The organism is Achromobacter sp. JD417, from assembly GCF_041879325.1.
In the GTDB taxonomy this organism is placed as follows: Bacteria; Pseudomonadota; Gammaproteobacteria; order Burkholderiales; family Burkholderiaceae_B; genus Achromobacter; species Achromobacter mucicolens.
On sequence record NZ_CP087159.1, the window covers coordinates 1,182,331 to 1,203,447 of the forward strand.

Genomic DNA, 21,117 nt, shown 5'->3' on the forward strand with positions numbered 1-21,117 from the left:
CGACGGGCCGCCCGGCGGAGCGAGCGTCGTCAATGCGAGACGGATTTGGAGAAGACGTTCATCACCACCACGCCGGCGATGATGAGGCCGATGCCGATGAGCGCGGGTGTGTCCAGATGCTGCTTGAACAGCACCGCGCCCACGATGGAGATCAGCACGATGCCGACGCCGGACCAGATCGCGTAGGCGATGCCCACGGGAATCTCGCGCAGCGTCAGCGACAGGAAGTAGAACGAAATCAGGTAGCCGAAGACGGTGATGACCGACGGCACCAGCCGAGTGAAACCTTCGGATCCCTTGAGGGCGCTGGTGGCGAAGATCTCGGCGACGATCGCCACCGCCAGGTAAAGCCACTTCATTTGCGCGGCCCCTCGGACTGGCGCAGCAGCACCAACAGGGCGCCCGCGCCGCCTTCGCGCTCGGGGGCCTCGGAGAACGCCATGACGTCGGCCTTCTGGACCAGCCACGTCCGGGCCTTGTCTTTCAGCACCGGCTCCAGGCCTTCCGAGTTGTAGCCCTTGCCGTGCACGATGCGCACGCAGCGGATGCCGTGTTCCTGGCACTCGTCCAGGAACGACAGCAGGGCATGGCGCGCCTGCTCGACGCGCAGCCCGTGCAGATCGAGTTCCGCGCCGGCGCGCCATTGGCCGCGGCGCAAATTGCGCGCGGTGTCGGGCGCCACGTCGCCGCGCACGAAGGCGGTGCCGCCTTCGGACAGCAGGTGCGTGATCTCGCCGCCGTCAGAGACGCCCGCGTCGGCGCGGTTGGGCGTTTCGCCCAGCGCGTTGGCGCGGCGTAGCGCAGGCGCGGGTTCGGGGGCGGGCTTGTGCTCGACGCGTGGCGCGTGCCGGATCGGCGTGACGGACTTCATCGAGCGCTTGAACGCCGCCAGGTCGTCCTCAGGGGGCGACGCGGGGCGCGCGGCCGAAGCCGCCGCCGCCCGTTGCGGGGCAAGGGCGGCGCGCTCGCGTTCTTCCTGCAGGTCCTTCTTCAGGCGTTTCAGGTCGGCCACGCCGACCTTACTGCCCCGCATTCTCCAGCCACCGTTGGGCGTCCAGGGCGGCCATGCAGCCCGTGCCGGCGCTGGTGATGGCCTGGCGGTAGACGTGGTCCTGCACGTCGCCGGCGGCAAACACGCCGGGCACCGAGGTCATGGTGGCCATGCCGGACAGGCCGCTCTTGGTGACGATGTAGCCGTCCTTCATCTCGAGCTGGCCCTGGAAGATTTCCGTGTTGGGCTGGTGACCGATGGCGATGAAGGCGCCCGTGACGGCCATGTCTTCGGTGGCGCCGGTGTCCACGTGGCGAACACGCACGCCGGTCACGCCGCTGTCGTCGCCCAGGACTTCTTCCAGTGTGTGGAACAGCTTGAGTTCCATGTTGCCGTTTTCGACCTTGCTCATCAGCTTGTCGACCAGGATCGGCTCGGCGCGGAACTTGTCGCGGCGGTGGATCAGCGTGACCTTGCGGCAGATGTTGGACAGGTACAGGGCTTCCTCGACAGCGGTATTGCCGCCGCCGACCACCACCACGTCCTGGTTGCGGTAGAAGAAACCGTCGCAGGTGGCGCAGCCGGACACGCCGCGGCCCATGAAGGACTGCTCGGACGGCAGGCCCAGGTACTTGGCCGAGGCGCCGGTGGCGATGATGAGGGCGTCGCAGGTGTAGACCTTGCCGGTGTCGCCGGTCAGGGTGAAGGGGCGCTTGGAGAGGTCGACCTTGGCGATGTGGTCGAACAGCATTTCCGTGTTGAAGCGTTCGGCGTGCTTCTGGAAGCGCTGCATCAGGTCCGGACCCTGCACGCCATCCGCGTCGGCCGGCCAATTGTCGACGTCCGTGGTGGTCATGAGCTGGCCGCCTTGGGCCAAACCTGTAACAAGAACAGGGTTAAGATTGGCGCGTGCCGCATAGACGGCCGCCGTGTAACCGGCGGGGCCGGAACCGAGTATCAAAACTTTAGCGTGCGTAGGCGTGGACATGGGCAGGTATCTTTAGGGTAACGCCCAATTATAATGAGCCGCATGCCGCGTATCTCGACTGCTTCTCCGCGCGCCTCGCGCAACACCCGCAACGGACCCTCGCCGCTGCAAACGCGCATTTCCGCGTTGTTGCGTGAAGCCCGCTGGATCCTCTTTGCCGCCCTGGCGGCCTGGCTTACCCTGGTGCTCGCCACCTGGAGCGCGTCCGACCCTGGCTGGTCGCACTCGGTTCCGGGCGATGTCGTGCGCAACCAGGGCGGACGCCTGGGCGCCTACCTGGCGGACATCCTCCTCTATCTCTTTGGTTTCTCCGCCTGGTGGTGGGTCGTCCTGCTGCTGCATCGCGTGCGGGCTGGCTACCGGCGCCTGGCCGCGCAGTTGCGCGTGGCCAACAGCAAGCAACCCGAAGTGCTGCCGCGCGTTCACTGGGAAGAGGGCATTGGCTTTTTCCTGCTGATGATGGGCTCGCTGGGCATGGAAGCCCTGCGCCTGGCCAGCCGCGGCACGCACCTGCCCGGCGCGTCGGAAACGACTAGCGGCGCGGGCGGCGTCATCGGCCAGATGCTGGCGGACCTCATCGGCAGCAGCATCGGCTTTACCGGCGCCACGCTGGCCTTCCTGGTCATGCTGGCCATCGGACTCAGTCTGTTCTTCTCGTTTTCGTGGCTGGCGGTCGCCGAGCGCGTCGGTTCCTGGCTGGAAGGCCTGGTCCGCAAGATGCGCAACTCCTACACCGCGCGCCAGGACCGCAAGGTCGGTGAAGTCGCCAAGGCCGTGCGCACCGAACAGGTGGTGGCCAAGCAGGAAAAACTGGTGCACGAGCAGCCGGTCCGCATCGAACCGGCCATCACCGTGGTGCCCAAGTCCGAGCGCGTCGAAAAGGAAAAGCAGCAATCCCTGTTCTTCCCGCCCACCGGCGGCGCCGAAGGCGATCTGCCCACCCTTGGCCTGCTCGATCCGCCCCTGAACAACCAGGAAACCGTGTCGGCCGAGACCATCGAGTTCACCTCGCGCCTGATCGAAAAGAAGCTGGCCGACTTTGGCGTGTCGGTCACCGTGGTCGCGGCGCAGGCCGGCCCCGTCATCACCCGCTACGAAATCGAGCCGGCCACCGGCGTGAAGGGCAGCCAGATCGTCAACCTGGCCAAGGACCTGGCGCGCGCGCTCAGCCTGGTCAGCATCCGGGTGGTCGAAACCATACCGGGCAAGAACCTGATGGGGCTGGAGCTGCCCAACCCGCGCCGCCAGATGGTGCGCCTGTCCGAAATCCTGGGTTCGCAGACCTACCACGCCAGCCATTCGGTCGTGACCATGGCGCTGGGCAAGGACATCGCCGGCAACCCGGTGGTGGCCGACCTGGCCAAGATGCCCCACCTGCTGGTGGCGGGCACCACCGGTTCGGGCAAGTCGGTCGGGATCAACGCCATGATCCTGTCGCTGCTCTACAAGGCCGACGCCTCGCATACCCGCCTGATCCTGATCGACCCCAAGATGCTCGAAATGAGCGTCTACGAAGGCATCCCGCACCTGCTGGCGCCGGTGGTCACCGACATGCGCCAGGCATCCAACGCGCTGAACTGGTGCGTGGGCGAAATGGAAAAGCGCTATCGCCTGATGAGCAAGATGGGCGTGCGCAACCTGGCCGGCTACAACACCAAGATCCGCGACGCGATCAAGCGCGAGGAACCGATCCCCAATCCGTTCTCGCTCACGCCGGACCAGCCCGAGCCCCTGTCGCCGCTGCCCACCATCGTGGTCGTCATCGACGAGCTGGCCGACCTGATGATGGTCGTGGGCAAGAAGATCGAAGAACTCATCGCCCGCCTGGCGCAAAAGGCGCGTGCGGCGGGCATCCACCTCATCCTGGCCACGCAGCGTCCCAGCGTGGACGTGATCACCGGCCTCATCAAGGCCAACATCCCCACGCGTATCGCGTTCCAGGTGTCGTCCAAGATCGACTCGCGCACCATTCTTGACCAGATGGGCGCGGAAACCTTGCTCGGCCAGGGCGACATGCTCTACATGCCACCCGGCACCGGTCTGCCGGTGCGTGTGCACGGGGCGTTCTGCAGCGACGACGAAGTCCATCGCGTGGTCGAAAGCCTGAAGTCGCAGGGCGAACCCAACTACGTCGAGGGTCTCCTGGAAGGCGGGCTGGACGGCGATGGCGCCGAGGGCGCCAGCAGCGTCACGGGCATCGGCGGGGACGCGGAATCCGACCCGATGTACGACCAGGCCTGCGAAGTCGTGCTCAAGCACCGCCGCGCGTCCATTTCGCTGGTGCAGCGTCATCTGCGGATTGGTTACAACCGTGCGGCACGGTTACTCGAGCAGATGGAGCAATCGGGTATGGTGTCGGCGATGCAATCCAACGGGAACCGCGAGATCCTGGTTCCCGCAGCCGCCGCACGAGAGGAAGCATGATGAAGACGTTTCAACGCCTGGCCGCCGTTGCGGTGCTGGGCCTGACTCCGGCCCTGGTCCCCGCCCTGGCGCTTGCAGCCAGCGCGCAAGAGCAATTGCGCAACTTCGTGTCCACGGTCACGGCGGCCACCGGGTCGTTTTCGCAGTACACCGTCAACGACCAGGGCCGCACCCAGCCCGCGCAGACCGGCGTGTTCTCGTTTCAGCGCCCCGGTAAATTCAAGTGGGCCGTGCAAAAGCCCTACGAGCAACTGGTCATTTCCGACGGCCGCCAGGTCTTCCAGTTCGACCCCGATCTGGCCCAGGTCACCGAGCGCAAGGTCGACGCCGCCATCGGCACGTCGCCCGCGGCCATTCTTTTCGGCTCGGGCTCGCTGGAACAGTCCTTCGACGTCAGCGCGCTGCCGGCCAAAGATGGCGTCGACTGGCTGCGCGCCAAGCCGCGCACGGCCGACGCCGGTTTCTCGCGCGTGGACATCGGCATGAAGAACAACCTGCCCGTGCGCGTGGAACTGCTCGACTCGTTCGGCCAGACCACCCGCGTCGACCTGTCGGCCATCCAGCCCAACCCGCAACTGCCCGCCAAGGAATTCCAGTTCACCGCGCCCAAGGGCGTGGATGTGGTGAAGATGTAGGGGCAGTGTTGGCCCAATGCAGAATGCCCGGGAAACCGGGCATTTTTTATTTGGCATGCCGTGTCTGGCGGTAGCCGCGCATTGAACCCGGTGTCTGACACCCGCGTGAGACGGCCGTCAGCTTGAGCCGGCGCCGCAGGGGTGTCAGACACCTTCCGCGCATTGAACCCGGTGTCTGACACCCGTGTGAGACGGTCGTCAGCTTGAGCCGGCGTTGCAGGGGTGTCAGACACCTTCCGCGCATTGAACCCGGTGTCTGACACCCGTGTGAGACGGCCGTCAGCTTGAGCCGGCGTCGCAGGGGTGTCAGACACCTACCGCGACCTGCCTGCGTGTCAAGCGCGCTTATACGCCACGCAGTCGACTTCCACCTTTGCATCCACCACCAAACTCGACTGCACGCAGGCACGCGCCGGCGGATTTGCGCCGAAGTATTCCTTGAACACCTTGTTGAACGACGCAAAGTCACGCGCGTCGTCCAGCCAGACGCCGCAGCGCACGACGTGTTCGGGGCCGTAGCCGGCTTCCTGCAGGATGGCCAGCACCTGCTGGATGGCCTTGTGGCTTTGCGTCACGATGCCGCCTTCGATGACTTCGCCGTTTTCCATCGGCACCTGGCCGGAAACGTACAGCCAGCCGTCGGCACCGACCGCGCGGGCAAAGGGCATGTGCGAGCCGCCCTGGCCGGTGCCGCCGGCCACGCCGTAGCGGGTGATGCCGTTGTTGTCGGGAGTGGGGGTAGCGCTCATGAAGGATTCTCCTTGAAGTGGTCCGGGGGCGGCCGCTACGACGCAGCCGCAATGGCGGGATAGGATGCGCGCAGGTCGCCGCTGCGCGGCAGCCAGCGGCCGGCGCGCTCGCCGGTGGCCTGGCCCTTGCGGTACGACAGGACACCATTGACCCAAACGGCCTCGATGCCCGCCGCGGTCTGCACGGGCGAGGCAAAAGTCGCGCGGTCGATGACGGTATCGGGGTTGAACAGCACCAGATCCGCGTGGTGGCCCTCGCGCACGAAGCCGCGCTCGGCCAGCCCGAAGCGCGCGGCGGACAGCCCCGTCATCTTGTGCACGGCCTGCGCCAGCGGAAACAGGCCCACGTCCCGGCTGTAATGGCCCAGCACGCGCGGAAAGGCGCCCCACAGGCGCGGATGCGGCATGGGATCGTTGGGCAGTCCGTCCGACCCCACCATCGTGAGCCGGTGCGACAGCACGCGGCGCACGTCGTCCTCGTGCATGTTGTGATACACCGCGCCAGCCGGTTGCAGCCGCTTGGCGGCCTCCAGCAGCGTGACGCCCCAGTCCGCCGCGATGGCGGCCAGCTTGCGGCGCGCCTGTTCCGGATGCGGCTCGGACCAGGTGATGTCGATATCGAATTCGTCCGTGACCTGCTTCAGGTCCAGCGTCGACGAACTGGCGGAATACGGATAGCAGTCGCAGCCCACATGCTGCATGCGTCCCGCGTTTTCCAGCGCGAACAGCACCTCTTTCGTGCGGCCCCAGTTGCCGGCGCCTGCGCACTTCAGGTGCGACACCACCACCGGCACGCGCGCGTGCAGGCCGATGTCGAAGGCCTCCTGCATGGCTTCCAGGATGGCGGCGAATTCCGAACGCAGGTGAGTCGTGTACAGCGCGCCGAATTCGTCCAGCGCCTCGGCCAGCAGCTTGACCTCGGCCGTGTCCGCGTCGAACGCCGAGGCATAGGCCAGGCCGGTGCTCAGGCCGATCGCGCCGTGCGCCAGGGCGTCGCGCAGTTGGGCGCGCATTGCCAGCACCTCGTCGCGCGTCGCGGCCCGGTCCAGCCGGTCCATGTGGTTGCTGCGCAAGGCCGTATGCCCCACCAGGGCGGCAACGTTCACGGCCGGCCGTGCGGCTTCGATCGCGCGCGTGTAGTCCGCAAAGGTGGCGTAGCGGAAGTCCTCGCGCTTGCCCAGCAGGTTCATCGGATCGGGCGGCTCGCCGCGCAGCGCGACCGGCGAGGCGCTGATGCCGCAATTGCCCACCACCACGGTCGTCACGCCCTGCGACAGCTTGGGCAGCATGTCCGGCGTGCGGATGACGTTGGTGTCGTCGTGGGTGTGGACGTCGATGAAGCCCGGGGCCAGCGCGAGATCGGTGCCGTCGATGAGCTGGCGCGCCGGCGCGCCGGGCAGCTCGCCGATCGCGGCAATGCGGCCGCCGGCCAGCGCGACGCTGGCGCGGTATTCGGGGCCGCCCGAACCGTCCAGGATCCGGACGTTGCCAATAAGGGTGTCGTACATCGTGGATTCCCGATCAATCGCCCAGCGGCAGGCGGTTCGGCCCGCCGCGGTGTTCGTCCAGCGCCAGTTTGATGCGGCGCAGGCGTTCGCGGTTTTCTTCCTGGTTCAGCATGGCCAGTTCGGTCGACAGCAGGTCGATGGCCAGCATCATCGCGTAGCGCGAGGCCGAAGGCTTGTAGATGAAGTCGGTCTCGTCGGTGCGGATGGGCAGCACCACGTCGGCCAGCTTCGCCAGTTCGGACGACGCATCGGTGATGGCGACGATGCGCGCGCGGTATTGCTTGACGATGCGCGCGGCGCCGACGATCTCGGGCGTCAGGCCCGAGGCCGACAGCACCAGCACGGCGTCGCGCTCGTCGAGCGTGGCCGCCACCATACGCAGCAGCACGGCGTCGCTGTAGACCGCGATGGGATAGCCCAGCCGCACCAGGCGCGACTGGACTTCCTGCGCCAGCACTGCCGACGCGCCGCCCATGCCGAAGACGTAGATCATGCGCGCGCCGTCCACGATGGACGCGGCGGCTTCGAATAGCTGCTCGGTGAACGTCGGCAGATGCGCGCGCAGGGTGCTTTCGATGTCGGCGTAGATGCGCGCGTAGAACGTGCTTTCCTCGGCCGGGGCGCTGGGGTCCAGGAACCGGCTGCCCACCGTGCTGGCCTGCGCCAGCTTCATCTTCAGGTCGCGCGTGTCGTCGCAGCCGACGGTGCGCGCAAACCGCGAGATGGTGGCGATGCTGACGCCGGCTTTGGCGGCAAGCTGGTCCACCGTGGCGCTGGCGCTCCAGATGATGTCGTCCAGGATGGCGTCGGCAACCTTGCGTTCTGTCACGCTCAATGCGTCCCGCCGACTGCGTATCTGGAAGACGATGTCGCGGATGATGTTCATGTGTGGTTCCTGGATCAATTCGGGCGGACTCATGCCGCGAGCGCGGGATCGTCGAGGCGGATGCAGGACACGTGGTGGTCCGCGCTCACGCCAACGGCCGGCGGCACTGCCGCCGCACAGGCGTCGATGGCATGGGGGCAGCGCGTGCGGAACACGCAGCCGGAAGGCGGGTTGACCGGGCTCGGGATGTCGCCCTTCAGGAGGATACGCGAACGCGGGGCGCGCGGATCCGGCACGGGGGCGGCGGACAGCAGCGCGCGGGTGTAGGGATGGCGCGGGCGCGCATAAACCTCGCTGGTCGGCCCGCGTTCCATGACGCGGCCCAGATACATCACCACGACGTCGTCGCACAGGTAGTCGACCACCGCCAGGTCGTGCGCGACAAACAGCATGGTCAGGCCCAGGTCGCGCTGCAGGTCCTGCAGCAGGTTCAGCACCTGCGCCTGCACCGAGACGTCCAGCGCGGATACGGGCTCGTCGGCCACGATGAAATCCGGCTCCACCGCCAGCGCGCGGGCAATACCGATGCGCTGGCGCTGTCCGCCGGAGAACTCGTGCGGATAGCGGCGGCTGTGGTCCGCGTTCAGGCCGACGCGTTCGAGCAATTCGCCGATCCGCTCGGCGCGGCGGTGCTGCGCCAGCTTGTGGGTGTCCAGGGCTTCCCCCAGGATCTCGGCCACCGTCATGCGCGGGTTGAGACTGGCGTACGGGTCCTGGAACACGATCTGCATGCGGCGTCGCCACGGCAGCATCTGCTTTTCATTGAGCGTCGTGATGTCCTGCCCGTCGAACACGATGCGTCCGGCGGTGGGGGCGAACAGGCGCAGCAGGGCGCGGCCGGTCGTGGTCTTGCCCGAACCGGATTCGCCGACCAGACCGACGATGGTGTTGCGCGGCACGTCGAAGCTCACGCCGTCCACGGCGCGCACGACCGGGGCGTTGCGCGCCTGCGAGGTCGGGAAGTGGACCTTCAGGTCGTCGATGCGCACCAGCGGCGCGGCGGCGCGGGGAGTAGATGGGCTCGTCATAGCGGATTTACCTTGATGCAGCGCGCGCGGTGTTCAGGCCGCACCGCCACCAGATCGGGGACGCCGGCGCGGCAGTCGTCCGCCGCCAGCGGGCAGCGGGGCGCGAAGGTGCAGCCGGGCGGCAGCGCCAGCACGCTGGGCACGTTGCCGGGAATGGCGCGAAGGCGCTCGCCGGATGCGAGCAGCGCGGAGGTCGGCAGGCAGGACAGCAGGCCGCGCGTGTAGGGATGCGTGGGCTTTTCGAACAGGTCGTAGACGCCGGCGTCCTCGACCACGCGGCCGGCATACATGACGGCCACGCGATGCGCGATCTCGGCGACCACGCCCAGGTTGTGCGTGATGAACAGGATGCTCATGTTCATCTCGGCCTGCAGGCGGCGTAGCAGGTCCAGGATCTGCGCCTGCACGGTCACGTCCAGCGCCGTGGTGGGCTCGTCGGCGATCAGCACGGCGGGATTGCAGGCCAGGGCCAGCGCAATCATCACGCGCTGGCGCATGCCGCCCGACATCTGGTGCGGATACTCGTTCACGCGCCGGTCGGCGGCCGGGATCTCCACACGCTCCAGCATCTCGCGGGCGCGCTTGAGCGCCGCGGCGCGCGAGCCGCCTTCGTGCTGCAGCACCGCCTCGGCGATCTGGTCGCCCACGGTGTACAGCGGGTTCAGGCTGGTCATGGGCTCCTGGAAGATCATCGCGATCTCGGCGCCGCGGATGCGTTGCAGCGTGGCGGGCGTGGCGTGCGCCAGGTCATGCTGCACACCCTGGCGGTCGCGGAACAGGATCTTGCCGGCCTCGATGCGGCCAGCCGGCTTGGGCAAGAGGCCCATGATGGACAGGCTGGTCACGGACTTGCCGGAGCCGGATTCACCGACGATGGCCAGCGTCTCGCCGCGGGCCAGGTCGAAGGTGACGCCGTCCACCGACTTGGCGATGCCGTCGCGGCTGTGGAACCAGGTCTTCAGGCCTTGCACCGACAGCACGATGTCTCGGGTGCTTGCGGTCATGTTTACAGCTCCTTGCGCAGGCGCGGATCGAGGACGTCGCGCAGGCCGTCGCCCACCAGTTGCAGCGACAGCACGGACAGCACGATGGCGATGCCGGGAAAGATCATGATCCAGTCGGCCGACCCCATGTACTGCTGGCCCGCGTTGATCATGGTGCCCCAGGTCGGAATGTCGGGCGACACGCCCACGCCCAGGAACGACAGGCCGGCCTCGGCCAGAATGGCGTACGCGAAGATGAAGGTGCCCTGCACCAGGATGGGCGACACCAGGTTGCGCAGCACGTGCACGGTGACGATGCGCCAGGTGGGCACGCCCAGCGCGCGGGCGGCTTCCACGAAGGGCAGTTCGCGGATCACCAGCGTCGAGGCCCGCACGATGCGCGCCAGCCGCGGCGTGTACACGATGCCCAGCGCGATCACCACGTTGACCAGCGACGGGCCCAGCGCGGCCACCAGCGAAATGGCCAGCAAAATATCGGGGAACGCCATCATCGCGTCGATCAGCCGCGACACGAACTTGTCGGCCGTGCGGAAGAACCCCGCGATCAGCCCCAGCGCAATGCCCAGCACGCTGGACAGGATGACGACGGAAAAGCCCACCATCAGCGACAGCCGTCCGCCGTGGATGACGCGGCTGAAAACGTCGCGGCCGAAGTCGTCGGTGCCGAACCAGTGCGCGGCGCCCGGCGCCTTCAGGCGGTTCATGATGGACAGCTTGAAGGGGTCGTAGGGGCTGATCCACGGCGCCAGCAGCGCGGCGGCCGCCAGCACCACGATCACGATAAGGCTGATCAGCACCGTCTTGCGCGCCACCAGCAGGCGCAGGACCTGCCAGCGGTCCGCGCCGGGATTCATGGAAGTTGCAGTCGTCATGTCGATGGCTCAGTAACGCACGCGGGGGTCGACCACGAGGTACAGCAGGTCGATCAGCAGATTGATCAGCACGTAGATCGCCGCGATGATCAGCAGCGCGCCCTGGATGACCGGATAGTCGCGGCGCAGCACCGCCGACACCACCAGGCTGCCGACACCAGGCAGCCCGAACACGGTCTCGGTCACAACCGCGCCGCTGATGAGCAACGCCGTGGTCAATCCCAGCACCGTCAGAATCGGGATCAACGCGTTGCGCACCGCGTGCTTCAGGATGACCTTGCGTTCCGGCAGGCCCTTGGCCCGCGCCGTGCGCACATAGTCGTCGCGCAGCACGTCCAGCATGCTGGCGCGGATGAAGCGGGTAATCAGAGCCGAATTCACCAGGCCCAGCACAACCGCAGGCAGGATCAGGTGCGACAGGCGCGTGGCCAGCGAGGCGTCCGGGCCGCCATAACCGGCCACCGGCAGCCAGCCCAGCTTCACGGAGAACACCTGCATCAGCAGCAGCCCCAACCAGAAGCTCGGCACGCTGGACGTGAACATCGAGAACGACAGCACCGACTGGTCCAGCGTGGTGCCCCGTTTGACCGCGGAAAGAATGCCGACCGGCAGCGCGATGGCGCTGGCGATCAACAGCGACATCAGCGTCAGCAGGATCGTCGGCTCGGCGCGGTCGGCCAGCGCCGCCAGCACCGGCTTGTTCATGAAGATGGACTGGCCCAGGTCGCCCTGCAGCAGCTTGCCCAGCCACGACACGTACTGCACCGCCACAGGCTGGTCCAGCCCGAGTTGCGCGCGCAGGGCGGCGATGTCCTGCTGGCTGGCCTGCGGACCGAGCATTACGGCGGCCGGGTCGCCGGGCGTCAGGCGGATGATCACGAACACGATCGTCGCGACGATGAACATCACGGCCACCAGCCCGACCAGCCGATTCAAGAGATAACGCAACACGGTGAAATCCTAGAGGTCATTGCGCGGGTGCGAGCGGGTCGCGCGCGGGTGCCTGCGGCGTCGGGCGGCAGCGGCCGCCCGACGGACGTGCGCTTACTTGGACGCCTTCCAGGCGTTCCAGAAGTACGGCCACGGCACGGCCTGCGTGCCTTGCAGCGCGGGCGAGCGCGCGGCCTGGGCGTTGAAGTCGCCAACCTTGATGAACGGCACTTCGTCGTACACGGCCTGCTGCACGTCGGCCCAGCGCTTGACGCGTTCTTCCTGCGAGCCGGCCTGGTTGAAGGCGTCCAGCACCTGGTTGCGGCGCGGCGTGTCCCACCAGCCCGGCGCGTCCTTGGACGGGAAGTCGATCAGCGCCGGTTCAGGCAGGAAGGGGCTGTGCGTGATGAAGATGTCCCACACGGCCGGATCCTGGCGGCGCTGCGTCAGCGTGGCCCAATCGACCACCTGCATGTCCACCGTGAAGCCCGCGGCCTTCAGGTATTCGGCGGCCACCAGCGCCATCTTGTAATGGAACTCGTACTGCTGGCTGGTCAGGATGCGGATCTTGCGGTCCTGCACGTTGGCCCCGTCCACCAGCTTTTTGGCTGCCGCGGCGTCGCCCTTGTTGTAGACCTTGCCGCCCAGCGACGTGGCCCACGGATAGCCTTCCGGGTACAGGTCGCCATTGAGCTTGTAGAAGTTCTTGTCACCGAACGCCGCGAACAGCATGTCTTCTTCGTTCAGGGCAAGCTGCACCGCCTGGCGCACGGCCTGGTTCGACATGATGCCCTGCTTGGTGTTGAGCACCAGGCGCGGCCAGCCGAAGGGCTTAAGCATGACCGGGTCGGAGCGGCCGTTCTTCAGCTTGGGCAGCGATTCCACGGGCAGCGAGTCCACGTAGTCGAACTGGCCGGCCACGGCGCTTTCGACGCGGGTGTTGGCATTGCTGACCGGCACGAAGCGGATTTCGTCCAGATACTGCTTGCGTGCGCCGCCATAGCCGTTGGGCTCGCCTTCGCGCTGCTTGTAGCCCTCGAAGCGGACGAGCTGCACGTATTGGTCGGGCACGCGGGCCTTCAACTGATACGGGCCGGTGCCGATGAATTCGGTCAGAGACGGCGCAATCTTGCCCTTGGGCATGATGACCGCGGCGCTGTTGTTCATGGCCAGCAGCGCGGTCAGCGGCGCATACGGCTGCTTGAGCGTGATGCGGATCGTGTTGGCGTCCGGGGCCTCGATGCCGCTGATGATCTTGGCGGCCATCTTGCCGCGCGTGGCGGTCTCGGTCCAGCGCTTCAGGGACGCCAGCACGTCGGACGAATCCATCTTCGAGCCGTCATGGAACGTGATGCCCTGGCGCAGCGCAATCGTGTAGACCAGCCCGTCCGCCGACACTTCCGGCATCTTGTCGGCCAGGAGCGGCGTCAGGTTCCACTTCGCGTCAAAGGTGTACAGCGTCTCGAAGAAGTGCTGGGTCAGGATGCCCACCAGGTCGGCGGTGCTGGTCATCGGATCCAGCGTCGGCGGCTCGCCGATGGTGGCGACAGAGATCGTGCCTCCCTTGACCGGCGTGGCACAGAGGGCGGGGGTCGACAAAGCGGTCAAGCCAATTGCGCCGGCCGCGAGCAGGCTCTTCAGCCCACCGCCTCGCCGGGAGGTACGGAAGTTCATGATTCTCTCTCCAGAGGGTCAGAAACAGGTTGTCGCGTGATATCGGATGAGCGCCGGGTGCCCGGATGCTGCGGTCCCCTGTGGGCCTGGCGCGGTGCCGCGGGCAGGGGGACTAGAAAAAGGTTTCGGCCACGCCGGTGACGCCGTAGTGCTCGTTCACCAGCAGCACCTGACGCCATTTGTCGAACGTCAGGCAGGGATGCGAAATGTCGAAGGCGATCATGTCGCCCACCTGGATGTCGTCGCCGTCGCCCACCTGCATGAAGGCGTGCTGGTCCATCATGGCCGACAGCTTCCAGTGGGACGGCGCCGCGCCGGGCTGCACCGAACCGGGCCGGTACAGGAGGGCAGGGGTGGGCAGGCCCGCGTCAAAGGCCGCGTCGCGCTTGCCCATCGCGATGATGGCGCGCCCGGGTTCGGGCAGCGACTGCACGTAGGCCCAGACCTGCAAGGCAGGTTGCAGGCCGGGCTCCATCTGGCGGGCGACGGGGTTCTGCGCGTTGATGCGCTCGGCGGCGCTGCGATAGATGCCCACGTCGTGCGACAGGTAGCAACCCGGGCGCAACACCACTTCCAGCGGGCTGCCGATATCCAGTTGCGAGAATTCCTCGGCCACGACGTCGAACCAGGCCGACCCGGCGCCGGAGATGAGGGCGGGCCCGCTCTTGCGCAGCCGGCCCGCGGCGGCCAGGCCCCGCAAGGCGTCGGTGGCACGGCGCAGGAAGGCGCGGATGGCGCCTTCTTCCTGCAGCACGCCTTCATAGACTTCGATGCCGGCCAGCGCCAGGCCGGGCCAGCGGGCGATCTCATCGGCCACGGCCTGCAACTGCGCGTCGTCGCGCACGCCGGTGCGCCCGCCCGTCGGACCCAGTTCGATCAGCACGGGCAGCACCTTGCCCTCGTCGCCGAAGAACTTGCCCAGCTGCGCGGCGTTGGCGGCAGAATCCACGATGCAGAAGAAGGTGAAGGCCGGATCCTCCAGCAAACGGGCGATGATGGCCATGTTGGCGCGGCCCACGAGCTGATTGGCCATCAGCACCCGGCGCACGCCGTGCTGGTAGGCCGCCAGGACTTGCGGTGCGGTCGCCAGGGTGATGCCCCAGGCGCCGTTGTCGATCTGGCGCTTGAACAGGGCCGGACTCATCGTCGTCTTGCCGTGCGGCGCCAGCTTGACGTGATAGGCCTCCATGAACTGCTGCATCCACTGCAGGTTGTGGCGCATGCGGGCTTCGTACAGCACGGCCACCGGCAGGCTCACGTCCTCGTTCAGCAGGTTCCAGTTCAGCGCCGCCACGTCGGCCGTGGTACAGGATTCGGGAAACGCGCCCAGGCCCTTGCCGTTCACGTCCAGGGGAGCTGCGGGAGAGGAGGAGTTGGTCATGGTGGCGGCCCGGTATGGAAAATATTTACGTCAAATCCAGTTTTTTTCATTATCGTGAAAGAAATTTACAAGCGGGAGCTAGGAGTTTCCCGTACGCCATGGCGCCCGGACGATGGGAAAATAGGTCCATGCCGCGCGCCCTTCGAGGCGCGCCTGTGCTTTGACAAAGGAAATGCCATGCTGAAAGTCGCCCTGGGCCAGTTCGCCGTCAGCCGCGTCTGGGAAGAAAACGCGCAGGTCTGCATCGATCTGATGGAACGCGCCCGCGCCGGCGGGGCCGGCCTGCTGGTCCTGCCCGAAGGCATCCTGGCGCGCGACATCACCGATCCGCAGATCGTGCTCAAGGCCGCGCAGCCGCTGGACGGTCCGTTCATCACGCGTCTGCTCGATGCCAGCCGCGGGTCGGACCTGGCCACCATGATGTGCGTGCATGTGCCGACGGGCGAGGGCCGGGTGTGGAACACGCTGGTCACGATCCGCGACGGCCAGATCCTGTCGCAGTACCGCAAGCTGCATCTGTACGACGCCTTCACCATGAAGGAATCGACCAATGTCACCCCGGGCACGGAGATCCCGCCGCTGCTGGACATCGCCGGCCTGCGCGTGGGTCTCATGACCTGCTACGACGTGCGCTTTCCCGAACTGGCCCGCCGGCTGGCGCTGGACGGCGCCGACCTGCTGGTCCTGCCGGCCGCCTGGGTGCGCGGCCCGCTCAAGGAAATGCACTGGGAAGTCCTGGTCACGGCGCGGGCGCTGGAGAACACCTGCTACGTCGCGGCCACCGGCGAATGCGGCGAGCGCAACATCGGTTGCAGCATGGTGGTGGATCCGTTGGGCGTCGTCACTGCGCGCGCCGGCGAAGCGCCCGCGCTGGTCTTTGCCGACATCGACCCGGAGCGCCTCGCCCACGCGCGCAAGGTGCTGCCCGTGCTGGCCAACCGCCGCTTCGCCCCGCCCGAACTGGCGTAGGGCGGCCACGCCGCCGGCTGGTGCAACGGCCGGCGGGCGCCAGGGCGCGGGCATGGTGTAATGCAGACTTGAAATCCTTGCTGCACCCCTTCATCTGCTGCCAATGAGCAACGATCTCTTCGCGGCCGATCCCGCGCATCGGCCTTATGTTCCCCTGGCCGAACGCCTGCGTCCCCGCACCCTGTCCGACGTGGTTGGCCAGTCGCATCTGCTGGGACCCGACAAGCCCCTGCGCGTCGCCTTCGACTCTGGCCGTCCGCACTCCATGATCTTCTGGGGGCCGCCCGGCGTGGGCAAGACCACGCTGGCGCGCCTGATGGCCGACGGCTTCGACGCGCAGTTCATCGCCATCTCAGCCGTGCTGGGCGGCGTGAAGGACATCCGCGACGCCGTGACGGTGGCGCAGGTCGCGCAAGGCCAGGGCCGGCGCACCATCCTCTTCGTCGATGAAGTCCACCGCTTCAACAAGGCGCAGCAGGACGCCTTCCTGCCGTATGTCGAAAGCGGTCTGTTCACGTTCATCGGCGCCACCACCGAAAACCCGTCGTTCGAGGTCAACTCGGCCTTGCTGTCGCGGGCGCGCGTGTATGTGCTGCAATCGTTGACGGCAGAAGAACTGCAGCAGCTCGTTGACCGTGCGGTCGCGGCGCTCAATGAAGGACAGGAACCGGGCGACACCATCCGCATCGAGCCCGACGCACGCGAGCAGCTGGCCGCGTGGGCCGATGGCGACGCGCGCCGGCTGATCAGCGCGGTGGAAGTCGTGGCCGAATCGGCGCAGTCCGCCGGACGCGACACGGTCGACGCCGCCTGGCTGGAAATCTCGCTGTCGCAGAACCTGCGGCGCTTCGACAAGGGCGGCGACGCCTTCTACGACCAGATCAGCGCGCTGCACAAGTCGGTGCGCGGCTCGAACCCGGACGCGGCGCTGTACTGGTTCTGCCGCATGATCGACGGCGGCGCCGATCCCAAGTACCTGTCGCGCCGCCTGGTGCGCATGGCGGTGGAAGACATCGGCCTGGCCGACCCCCGCGCGACCGACCTGGCCGTGAACGGCGCCGACATCTACGAGCGTCTCGGTTCCCCCGAAGGCGAGCTCGCGCTGGCGCAGGCGGTGGTGTACATGGCGTGCGCCGCCAAGTCCAACGCGGTCTACAACGCCTACAACCAGGCGCGCAAGTTCGCGGCGGAACACGGCAGCGCGCCGGTGCCCATCCACCTGCGCAATGCGCCGACCAAGCTGATGAAACAGCTGGGTCATGGCAAGGCCTACCGCTACGCGCACGACGAGCCGCACGGCTACGCCGCGGGCGAGCAATATTTCCCTGACGGACTCAAGCCTTCCTTCTACCGGCCGACCGATCGTGGCCTGGAGGCTAAAATCCAGCAGAAGCTGGCATTCCTGCGCGAGCTGGACGCACAGGAACGCGCCAAGAACCGGTGACGGGCAATCCCCCGCCGCCTTTTTTGCAACCTCACCGACCTCACCATGCTAGACCCGATACTGCTGCGCAAAGACCTGCAAACCGTCGTAGACCGCCTGAAGACCCGCGGCGTCGCCTTCGACACGGAACGGTTCAACGACCTGGAGTCTCGCCGCAAGGCCGTCCAGACCGAAACCGAGTCCCTGCAAGCCCGCCGCAACGCGCTGGCCAAGCAGATCGGCCAATTGAAGGCCAAGGGCGAGGACGCCAGCGCCGTCATGGCGGAATCGCAGGCCGTGCCCGTGCGCCTGAAGCAGCTCGAGGAAGAGCTGGCCGCCCTGCAGCAGCCGCTCAATGACCTGCTCATGTCGGTGCCGAACCTGCCGCACGCCAGCGTGCCGCTGGGCGAGTCTGCCGACGACAACGTCGAAGTGCGCCGCTGGCTGCCCGGCCAGGCCGGCGCCCACGGCAACCCGCCCGCGCTGGGCTTTGAGCCGCGCGACCACGTCGCGCTGGGCGAACCGCTGGGCCTGGACTTCGACATGGCCGCCAAGCTGTCGGGCGCGCGCTTTTCGTTCATGCGCGGCCCCATCGCCCGCCTGCACCGTGCGCTGGCCCAGTTCATGCTCGACCTGCAGACTGGCACGCACGGCTATACCGAGTGCTACACCCCGTACATCGTCAACGCCTCGACGCTGTACGGCACCGGCCAGCTGCCCAAGTTCAAGGACGACATGTTTGCGGTCTCCAAGGGCGGCGGCGACGACGATCCCAAGGTCGACGACCAGGGCAAGCCGTATGTGCGCGAAGACCAGTACCTGATTTCCACCTCGGAAATCACGCTGACCAGCGTGGCCAGCGGCGCGATCCAGGCCGCCGCCGACCTGCCGCTCAAGCTCACCGCCCACACGCCGTGCTTCCGCTCGGAAGCCGGCAGTGGCGGCCGCGACACCCGCGGCATGATCCGCCAGCACCAGTTCGACAAGGTCGAAATGGTGCAGATCACGCAGCCGGACCAGTCGTACGAGGCCCTGGAAGAAATGGTCGGGCACGCCGAGCGCGTGCTGCAATTGCTGAATCTGCCGTACCGCGTCGTGCTGCTGTGCACGGGCGACATGGGCTTCGGGTCGTCCAAGACCTATGACCTGGAAGTCTGGCTGCCGGCACAAAATACCTGGCGCGAGATTTCGTCGGTGTCCAACTGCGAAACCTTCCAGGCCCGCCGCATGCAGGCGCGTTTCCGCAATGCCCAGGGCAAGCCGGAATATGTCCACACCCTGAACGGCTCCGGCCTGGCGGTGGGCCGCGCGCTGGTCGCCGTGCTGGAAAACCACCAGCAGGAAGACGGCAGTGTGTTGATTCCGGAAGCGCTGCAGCCCTACATGGGCGGTATTACGGTACTAAAACCCTGATATTCGCGCGGCGTCCATCGGCCATTTGGCTGATAAAAAGACGGAGCCTGCGGGCTCCGTTTTTTTTTATCATTGCCGACATATTGCTGTCTTTTTGGAACGTTATCGTGCTCACGTGAGTGCTTGATTTTTGATGTGAGCAATTGTGTATTTGGCATAAAAGGGCCGGATAGTTACGGCACAATACACCGGCGTTCTACACGCTTCATTCACTTATATAACAAGGAGTTGTCCATGACTTCAAGAATGATTGGAGATTTTCGTGTGAGATGCTCTGTGGCAAAGGAAGACGAGCAGGGTTATCGGGTGCAAATATGGACTCGCCGAATCGGCGGAACCGCACCCGAAAAATGCTGGACGGTGCCGGGTCAGGCGCCGTTCACTGATTTGCACGAAGCAGAACAGGAAAGCCGTCATCTGTTCCAGGGCATTAATGGTGTGCGTTTTAACGGTGAACCGGAGTTTGCTCATGCGTCCGCATAATGGTTGGTGGCGGGCGTCCAGTGCGCCGCGCCGCTGGATCGATCTGGTCCAGGAATCGCCGCGTTGGGCCGATGACAAGGCCAAACCGGTTGCGCAACAACCGGCCTCGGTGGTTGCAAAGCCTGTGCAGGCGCCCGCCGCCTGACAGGTTGTCACGGGGCACCGGACATTGCCTCGACAAAAGAAAGGCCACTCGCAGGAGTGGCCTTTGCTTTTGGCGCGAGCGATTATCAATCGCGGTCGTGGCCGCGGCCCCGGTAATACCCGTGACCGTGTTTCGGGCCGTGATAGTGGCCGCGATCGTAGTAGCGACCGCCGCGGTAATACACCGGCGCCGGGTATACCACCGGCGGCGGGGGCGCGACGTACACCGGCGGCGGGCGGTAATACACCGGAGGCGGCGGCGCCACGTAGACCGGCTGCGGAGCCACGTAGACCGGTGCCGGGTAGACGATGCCAGGAACGCCGATCGAGATGCCAACGTCCACGCGTGCCAAGGCGACACTGGAGATCATCAGCCCCGCGGCGCCAACACCTGCAATAAGCCATTTTTTCATCTTGCACCTGCCCGCTGCGAGACGCAGCAAAGTTGAGTATTCGTTGGCGCTATTTTCGGTGGTTTGCGCCAGCTATACGTAAGCATCCCGGCCGCAATCGCGACAATCCGCAACCGCCCCCGTTTTCATTCGGCGACGGGTGCTGCACTGCGGCAGCGCGGGTCCGCTCTGGCGAAACGTCACTTGAAGTCGATTGAAATAGGATGGAATTAACTGAAGCCGAGGGCTGGTGTTACACCTCGACACCAACTCCGGGCGGCCGGGGCGAGGGGTGTTGCGCCCGCGCGCCAGCGCCTCAGTAATCCGACTTGTCGAAGGGTGTGGTCTGGCGGTATTCGACCACCCACACCCAGGGATTGGCCGCCCACGCGTGCGCGCCATAGCGTTCGCACCACATCAGCGCGAACGCCGTTTGCAGGGGCACGCCGGGTAGTAGCGCCGAGCTTTGATAAAGCGCGTGCGTGCCCTCCGCACGCGCATCGGCCTCGGTCAGGTTCTGCAGCCGCTGGATGCGCACGCCCACGATGACGGCGCTGGCAAACGGCGCGCCGGCTTCGTCGGCCAGGATGATGGTTTCGCCCGATTTTCCGTAGGGGCACCTGACCCAGCTTGAAGTCTTGCGCATCTCGGACGGGTTATCGGGCGACGGCCCCATGGCCACCCATCTGCCGGAATCGGCGGCGTCCGCGTACCAGACCGTGGTGAACTTGGACGGCTGCGGCTTGAGAATGCGCCGGCTCTGCACTTTTGCCCCATCCAGGATGGCCTGCTTGAGCGGTTCGCTGAACTGGAGTAACTGCCGTTTCATGTGCTAGCTGTATCCCTCGCGATGAACGCTTGCGCGCTTATTGCTGTTATGGCCGGGGCCCGCACGTGCCACCTGCTTGAGACGGACTCAATCTCTGCTTCGGGGAGTATGACGTGTCACGACTTACCTGTCAGGTGGGCGCTGCATATGTGTTGTCTTTTTGAAAATGCCGAGGCGTTGTTTGTATACTCGACGCATGACTACCGACACCCACAATCTCAAGCCCGGTTACTACTGGTACACCATGGCCAACGACCCGCTGGCCGTCATCCATATCCATGAAGACGGCGGGGCCACGCTAATGGGCACGGACTATCGCATCGGCGCCGAAGGCGTCGCCGACATGGTCCGCCAGGGCGAGCGCTTTTTCTGGATCGAACCGCCGCAAGTCTGA

At 66.3% G+C, this 21,117-nt stretch carries 22 protein-coding genes; 8 read left to right on the forward strand and 14 right to left on the reverse strand.

The genetic code is table 11. The features are described from left to right. Window positions 1–29: 29 nt before the first annotated feature. The 3 genes from LN047_RS05435 to trxB are packed head-to-tail and all read right to left on the reverse strand — an operon-like array spanning window position 30 to window position 1,979. Window positions 30–359 carry a multidrug efflux SMR transporter gene (locus LN047_RS05435; RefSeq protein ID WP_056321352.1) on the reverse strand — a complete coding sequence of 110 codons (330 nt, stop codon included), beginning with the start codon at window positions 357–359 and terminating at the stop codon, window positions 30–32. Beyond that, entirely contained in the window at window positions 356–1,033 is a 678-nt protein-coding gene (locus LN047_RS05440) for a Smr/MutS family protein (RefSeq protein ID WP_373981276.1), read from the reverse strand. Before LN047_RS05440 ends, LN047_RS05435 begins: the two co-directional genes overlap by 4 nt. Then, window positions 1,020–1,979, reverse strand: coding sequence for a thioredoxin-disulfide reductase (trxB, locus tag LN047_RS05445; protein WP_056321357.1), 960 nt, complete (start codon window positions 1,977–1,979; stop codon window positions 1,020–1,022). The genes LN047_RS05440 and trxB overlap by 14 nt, the downstream gene beginning before the upstream one ends. Before the next feature lie 42 nt (window positions 1,980–2,021). On the opposite strand from trxB, the gene LN047_RS05450 reads away from it, so the two are divergent. After that, complete coding sequence (locus tag LN047_RS05450; RefSeq protein WP_373981277.1) at window positions 2,022–4,403, forward strand: DNA translocase FtsK; 2,382 nt, start codon at window positions 2,022–2,024, stop codon at window positions 4,401–4,403. Then, entirely contained in the window at window positions 4,403–5,038 is a 636-nt protein-coding gene (gene lolA, locus LN047_RS05455) for an outer membrane lipoprotein chaperone LolA (protein WP_056321362.1), read from the forward strand. Before LN047_RS05450 ends, lolA begins: the two co-directional genes overlap by 1 nt. Before the next feature lie 335 nt (window positions 5,039–5,373). On the opposite strand, the gene LN047_RS05460 is transcribed toward lolA, so the two are convergent. The 9 genes from LN047_RS05460 to LN047_RS05500 all read right to left on the reverse strand — a co-directional run bounded on the left by LN047_RS05460 (window position 5,374) and on the right by LN047_RS05500 (window position 15,070). Further along, window positions 5,374–5,787: a RidA family protein gene (locus tag LN047_RS05460; RefSeq protein WP_373981278.1), complete on the reverse strand. Its 414-nt coding sequence runs from the start codon at window positions 5,785–5,787 to the stop codon at window positions 5,374–5,376. A 35-nt stretch (window positions 5,788–5,822) separates the two neighbouring features. Next, window positions 5,823–7,295 carry an amidohydrolase family protein gene (locus LN047_RS05465; RefSeq protein ID WP_373981279.1) on the reverse strand — a complete coding sequence of 491 codons (1,473 nt, stop codon included), beginning with the start codon at window positions 7,293–7,295 and terminating at the stop codon, window positions 5,823–5,825. A gap of 13 nt (window positions 7,296–7,308) precedes the next feature. Beyond that, window positions 7,309–8,181 (reverse strand): MurR/RpiR family transcriptional regulator, encoded by an 873-nt coding sequence (locus LN047_RS05470; protein ID WP_226848319.1) that lies wholly within the window; start codon window positions 8,179–8,181, stop codon window positions 7,309–7,311. Between the two features lie 29 nt (window positions 8,182–8,210). Next, the gene (locus LN047_RS05475) at window positions 8,211–9,209 is read right to left on the reverse strand and encodes an ABC transporter ATP-binding protein (RefSeq protein ID WP_152383591.1); all 999 of its coding nucleotides are present in this window, start codon (window positions 9,207–9,209) and stop codon (window positions 8,211–8,213) included. Further along, window positions 9,206–10,213 carry an ABC transporter ATP-binding protein gene (locus LN047_RS05480; RefSeq protein WP_373981280.1) on the reverse strand — a complete coding sequence of 336 codons (1,008 nt, stop codon included), beginning with the start codon at window positions 10,211–10,213 and terminating at the stop codon, window positions 9,206–9,208. The genes LN047_RS05475 and LN047_RS05480 overlap by 4 nt, the downstream gene beginning before the upstream one ends. 2 nt (window positions 10,214–10,215) lie before the next feature. Then, a complete protein-coding gene (locus tag LN047_RS05485; RefSeq protein WP_056321381.1) occupies window positions 10,216–11,085 on the reverse strand; it encodes an ABC transporter permease in 870 nt (289 codons plus the stop codon). 9 nt (window positions 11,086–11,094) lie between these two features. After that, window positions 11,095–12,036, reverse strand: coding sequence for an ABC transporter permease (locus LN047_RS05490; RefSeq protein ID WP_056321384.1), 942 nt, complete (start codon window positions 12,034–12,036; stop codon window positions 11,095–11,097). A gap of 93 nt (window positions 12,037–12,129) precedes the next feature. After that, entirely contained in the window at window positions 12,130–13,689 is a 1,560-nt protein-coding gene (locus LN047_RS05495) for an ABC transporter substrate-binding protein (protein ID WP_373981281.1), read from the reverse strand. Between the two features lie 112 nt (window positions 13,690–13,801). Then, window positions 13,802–15,070 carry an amino acid deaminase gene (locus tag LN047_RS05500; protein WP_373981282.1) on the reverse strand — a complete coding sequence of 423 codons (1,269 nt, stop codon included), beginning with the start codon at window positions 15,068–15,070 and terminating at the stop codon, window positions 13,802–13,804. A gap of 177 nt (window positions 15,071–15,247) precedes the next feature. Here LN047_RS05500 and LN047_RS05505 point away from each other — a divergent pair, with 177 nt between their 5' ends. The 5 genes from LN047_RS05505 (at window position 15,248) to LN047_RS05525 (ending at window position 19,503) form a co-directional block, all read left to right on the forward strand. After that, window positions 15,248–16,039 carry a deaminated glutathione amidase gene (locus LN047_RS05505; protein WP_063954862.1) on the forward strand — a complete coding sequence of 264 codons (792 nt, stop codon included), beginning with the start codon at window positions 15,248–15,250 and terminating at the stop codon, window positions 16,037–16,039. Window positions 16,040–16,142: 103 nt separating this feature from the next. Beyond that, window positions 16,143–17,483, forward strand: coding sequence for a replication-associated recombination protein A (locus LN047_RS05510; RefSeq protein WP_152383596.1), 1,341 nt, complete (start codon window positions 16,143–16,145; stop codon window positions 17,481–17,483). 45 nt (window positions 17,484–17,528) lie between these two features. Further along, the gene (gene serS, locus LN047_RS05515) at window positions 17,529–18,875 is read left to right on the forward strand and encodes a serine--tRNA ligase (RefSeq protein WP_373981283.1); all 1,347 of its coding nucleotides are present in this window, start codon (window positions 17,529–17,531) and stop codon (window positions 18,873–18,875) included. Window positions 18,876–19,109: 234 nt separating this feature from the next. Then, window positions 19,110–19,358 (forward strand): hypothetical protein, encoded by a 249-nt coding sequence (locus tag LN047_RS05520; protein WP_081100999.1) that lies wholly within the window; start codon window positions 19,110–19,112, stop codon window positions 19,356–19,358. Beyond that, window positions 19,345–19,503 (forward strand): hypothetical protein, encoded by a 159-nt coding sequence (locus LN047_RS05525; protein ID WP_155721871.1) that lies wholly within the window; start codon window positions 19,345–19,347, stop codon window positions 19,501–19,503. The genes LN047_RS05520 and LN047_RS05525 overlap by 14 nt, the downstream gene beginning before the upstream one ends. Before the next feature lie 85 nt (window positions 19,504–19,588). On the opposite strand, the gene LN047_RS05530 is transcribed toward LN047_RS05525, so the two are convergent. Then, window positions 19,589–19,915, reverse strand: coding sequence for a virulence factor (locus LN047_RS05530; protein WP_373981284.1), 327 nt, complete (start codon window positions 19,913–19,915; stop codon window positions 19,589–19,591). 295 nt (window positions 19,916–20,210) lie between these two features. Continuing rightward, complete coding sequence (locus tag LN047_RS05535) at window positions 20,211–20,723, reverse strand: hypothetical protein (protein WP_373981285.1); 513 nt, start codon at window positions 20,721–20,723, stop codon at window positions 20,211–20,213. Window positions 20,724–20,919: 196 nt separating this feature from the next. Between LN047_RS05535 and LN047_RS05540 the strand changes: the two genes are divergently transcribed. Further along, window positions 20,920–21,117 (forward strand): hypothetical protein, encoded by a 198-nt coding sequence (locus tag LN047_RS05540; RefSeq protein WP_056321399.1) that lies wholly within the window; start codon window positions 20,920–20,922, stop codon window positions 21,115–21,117.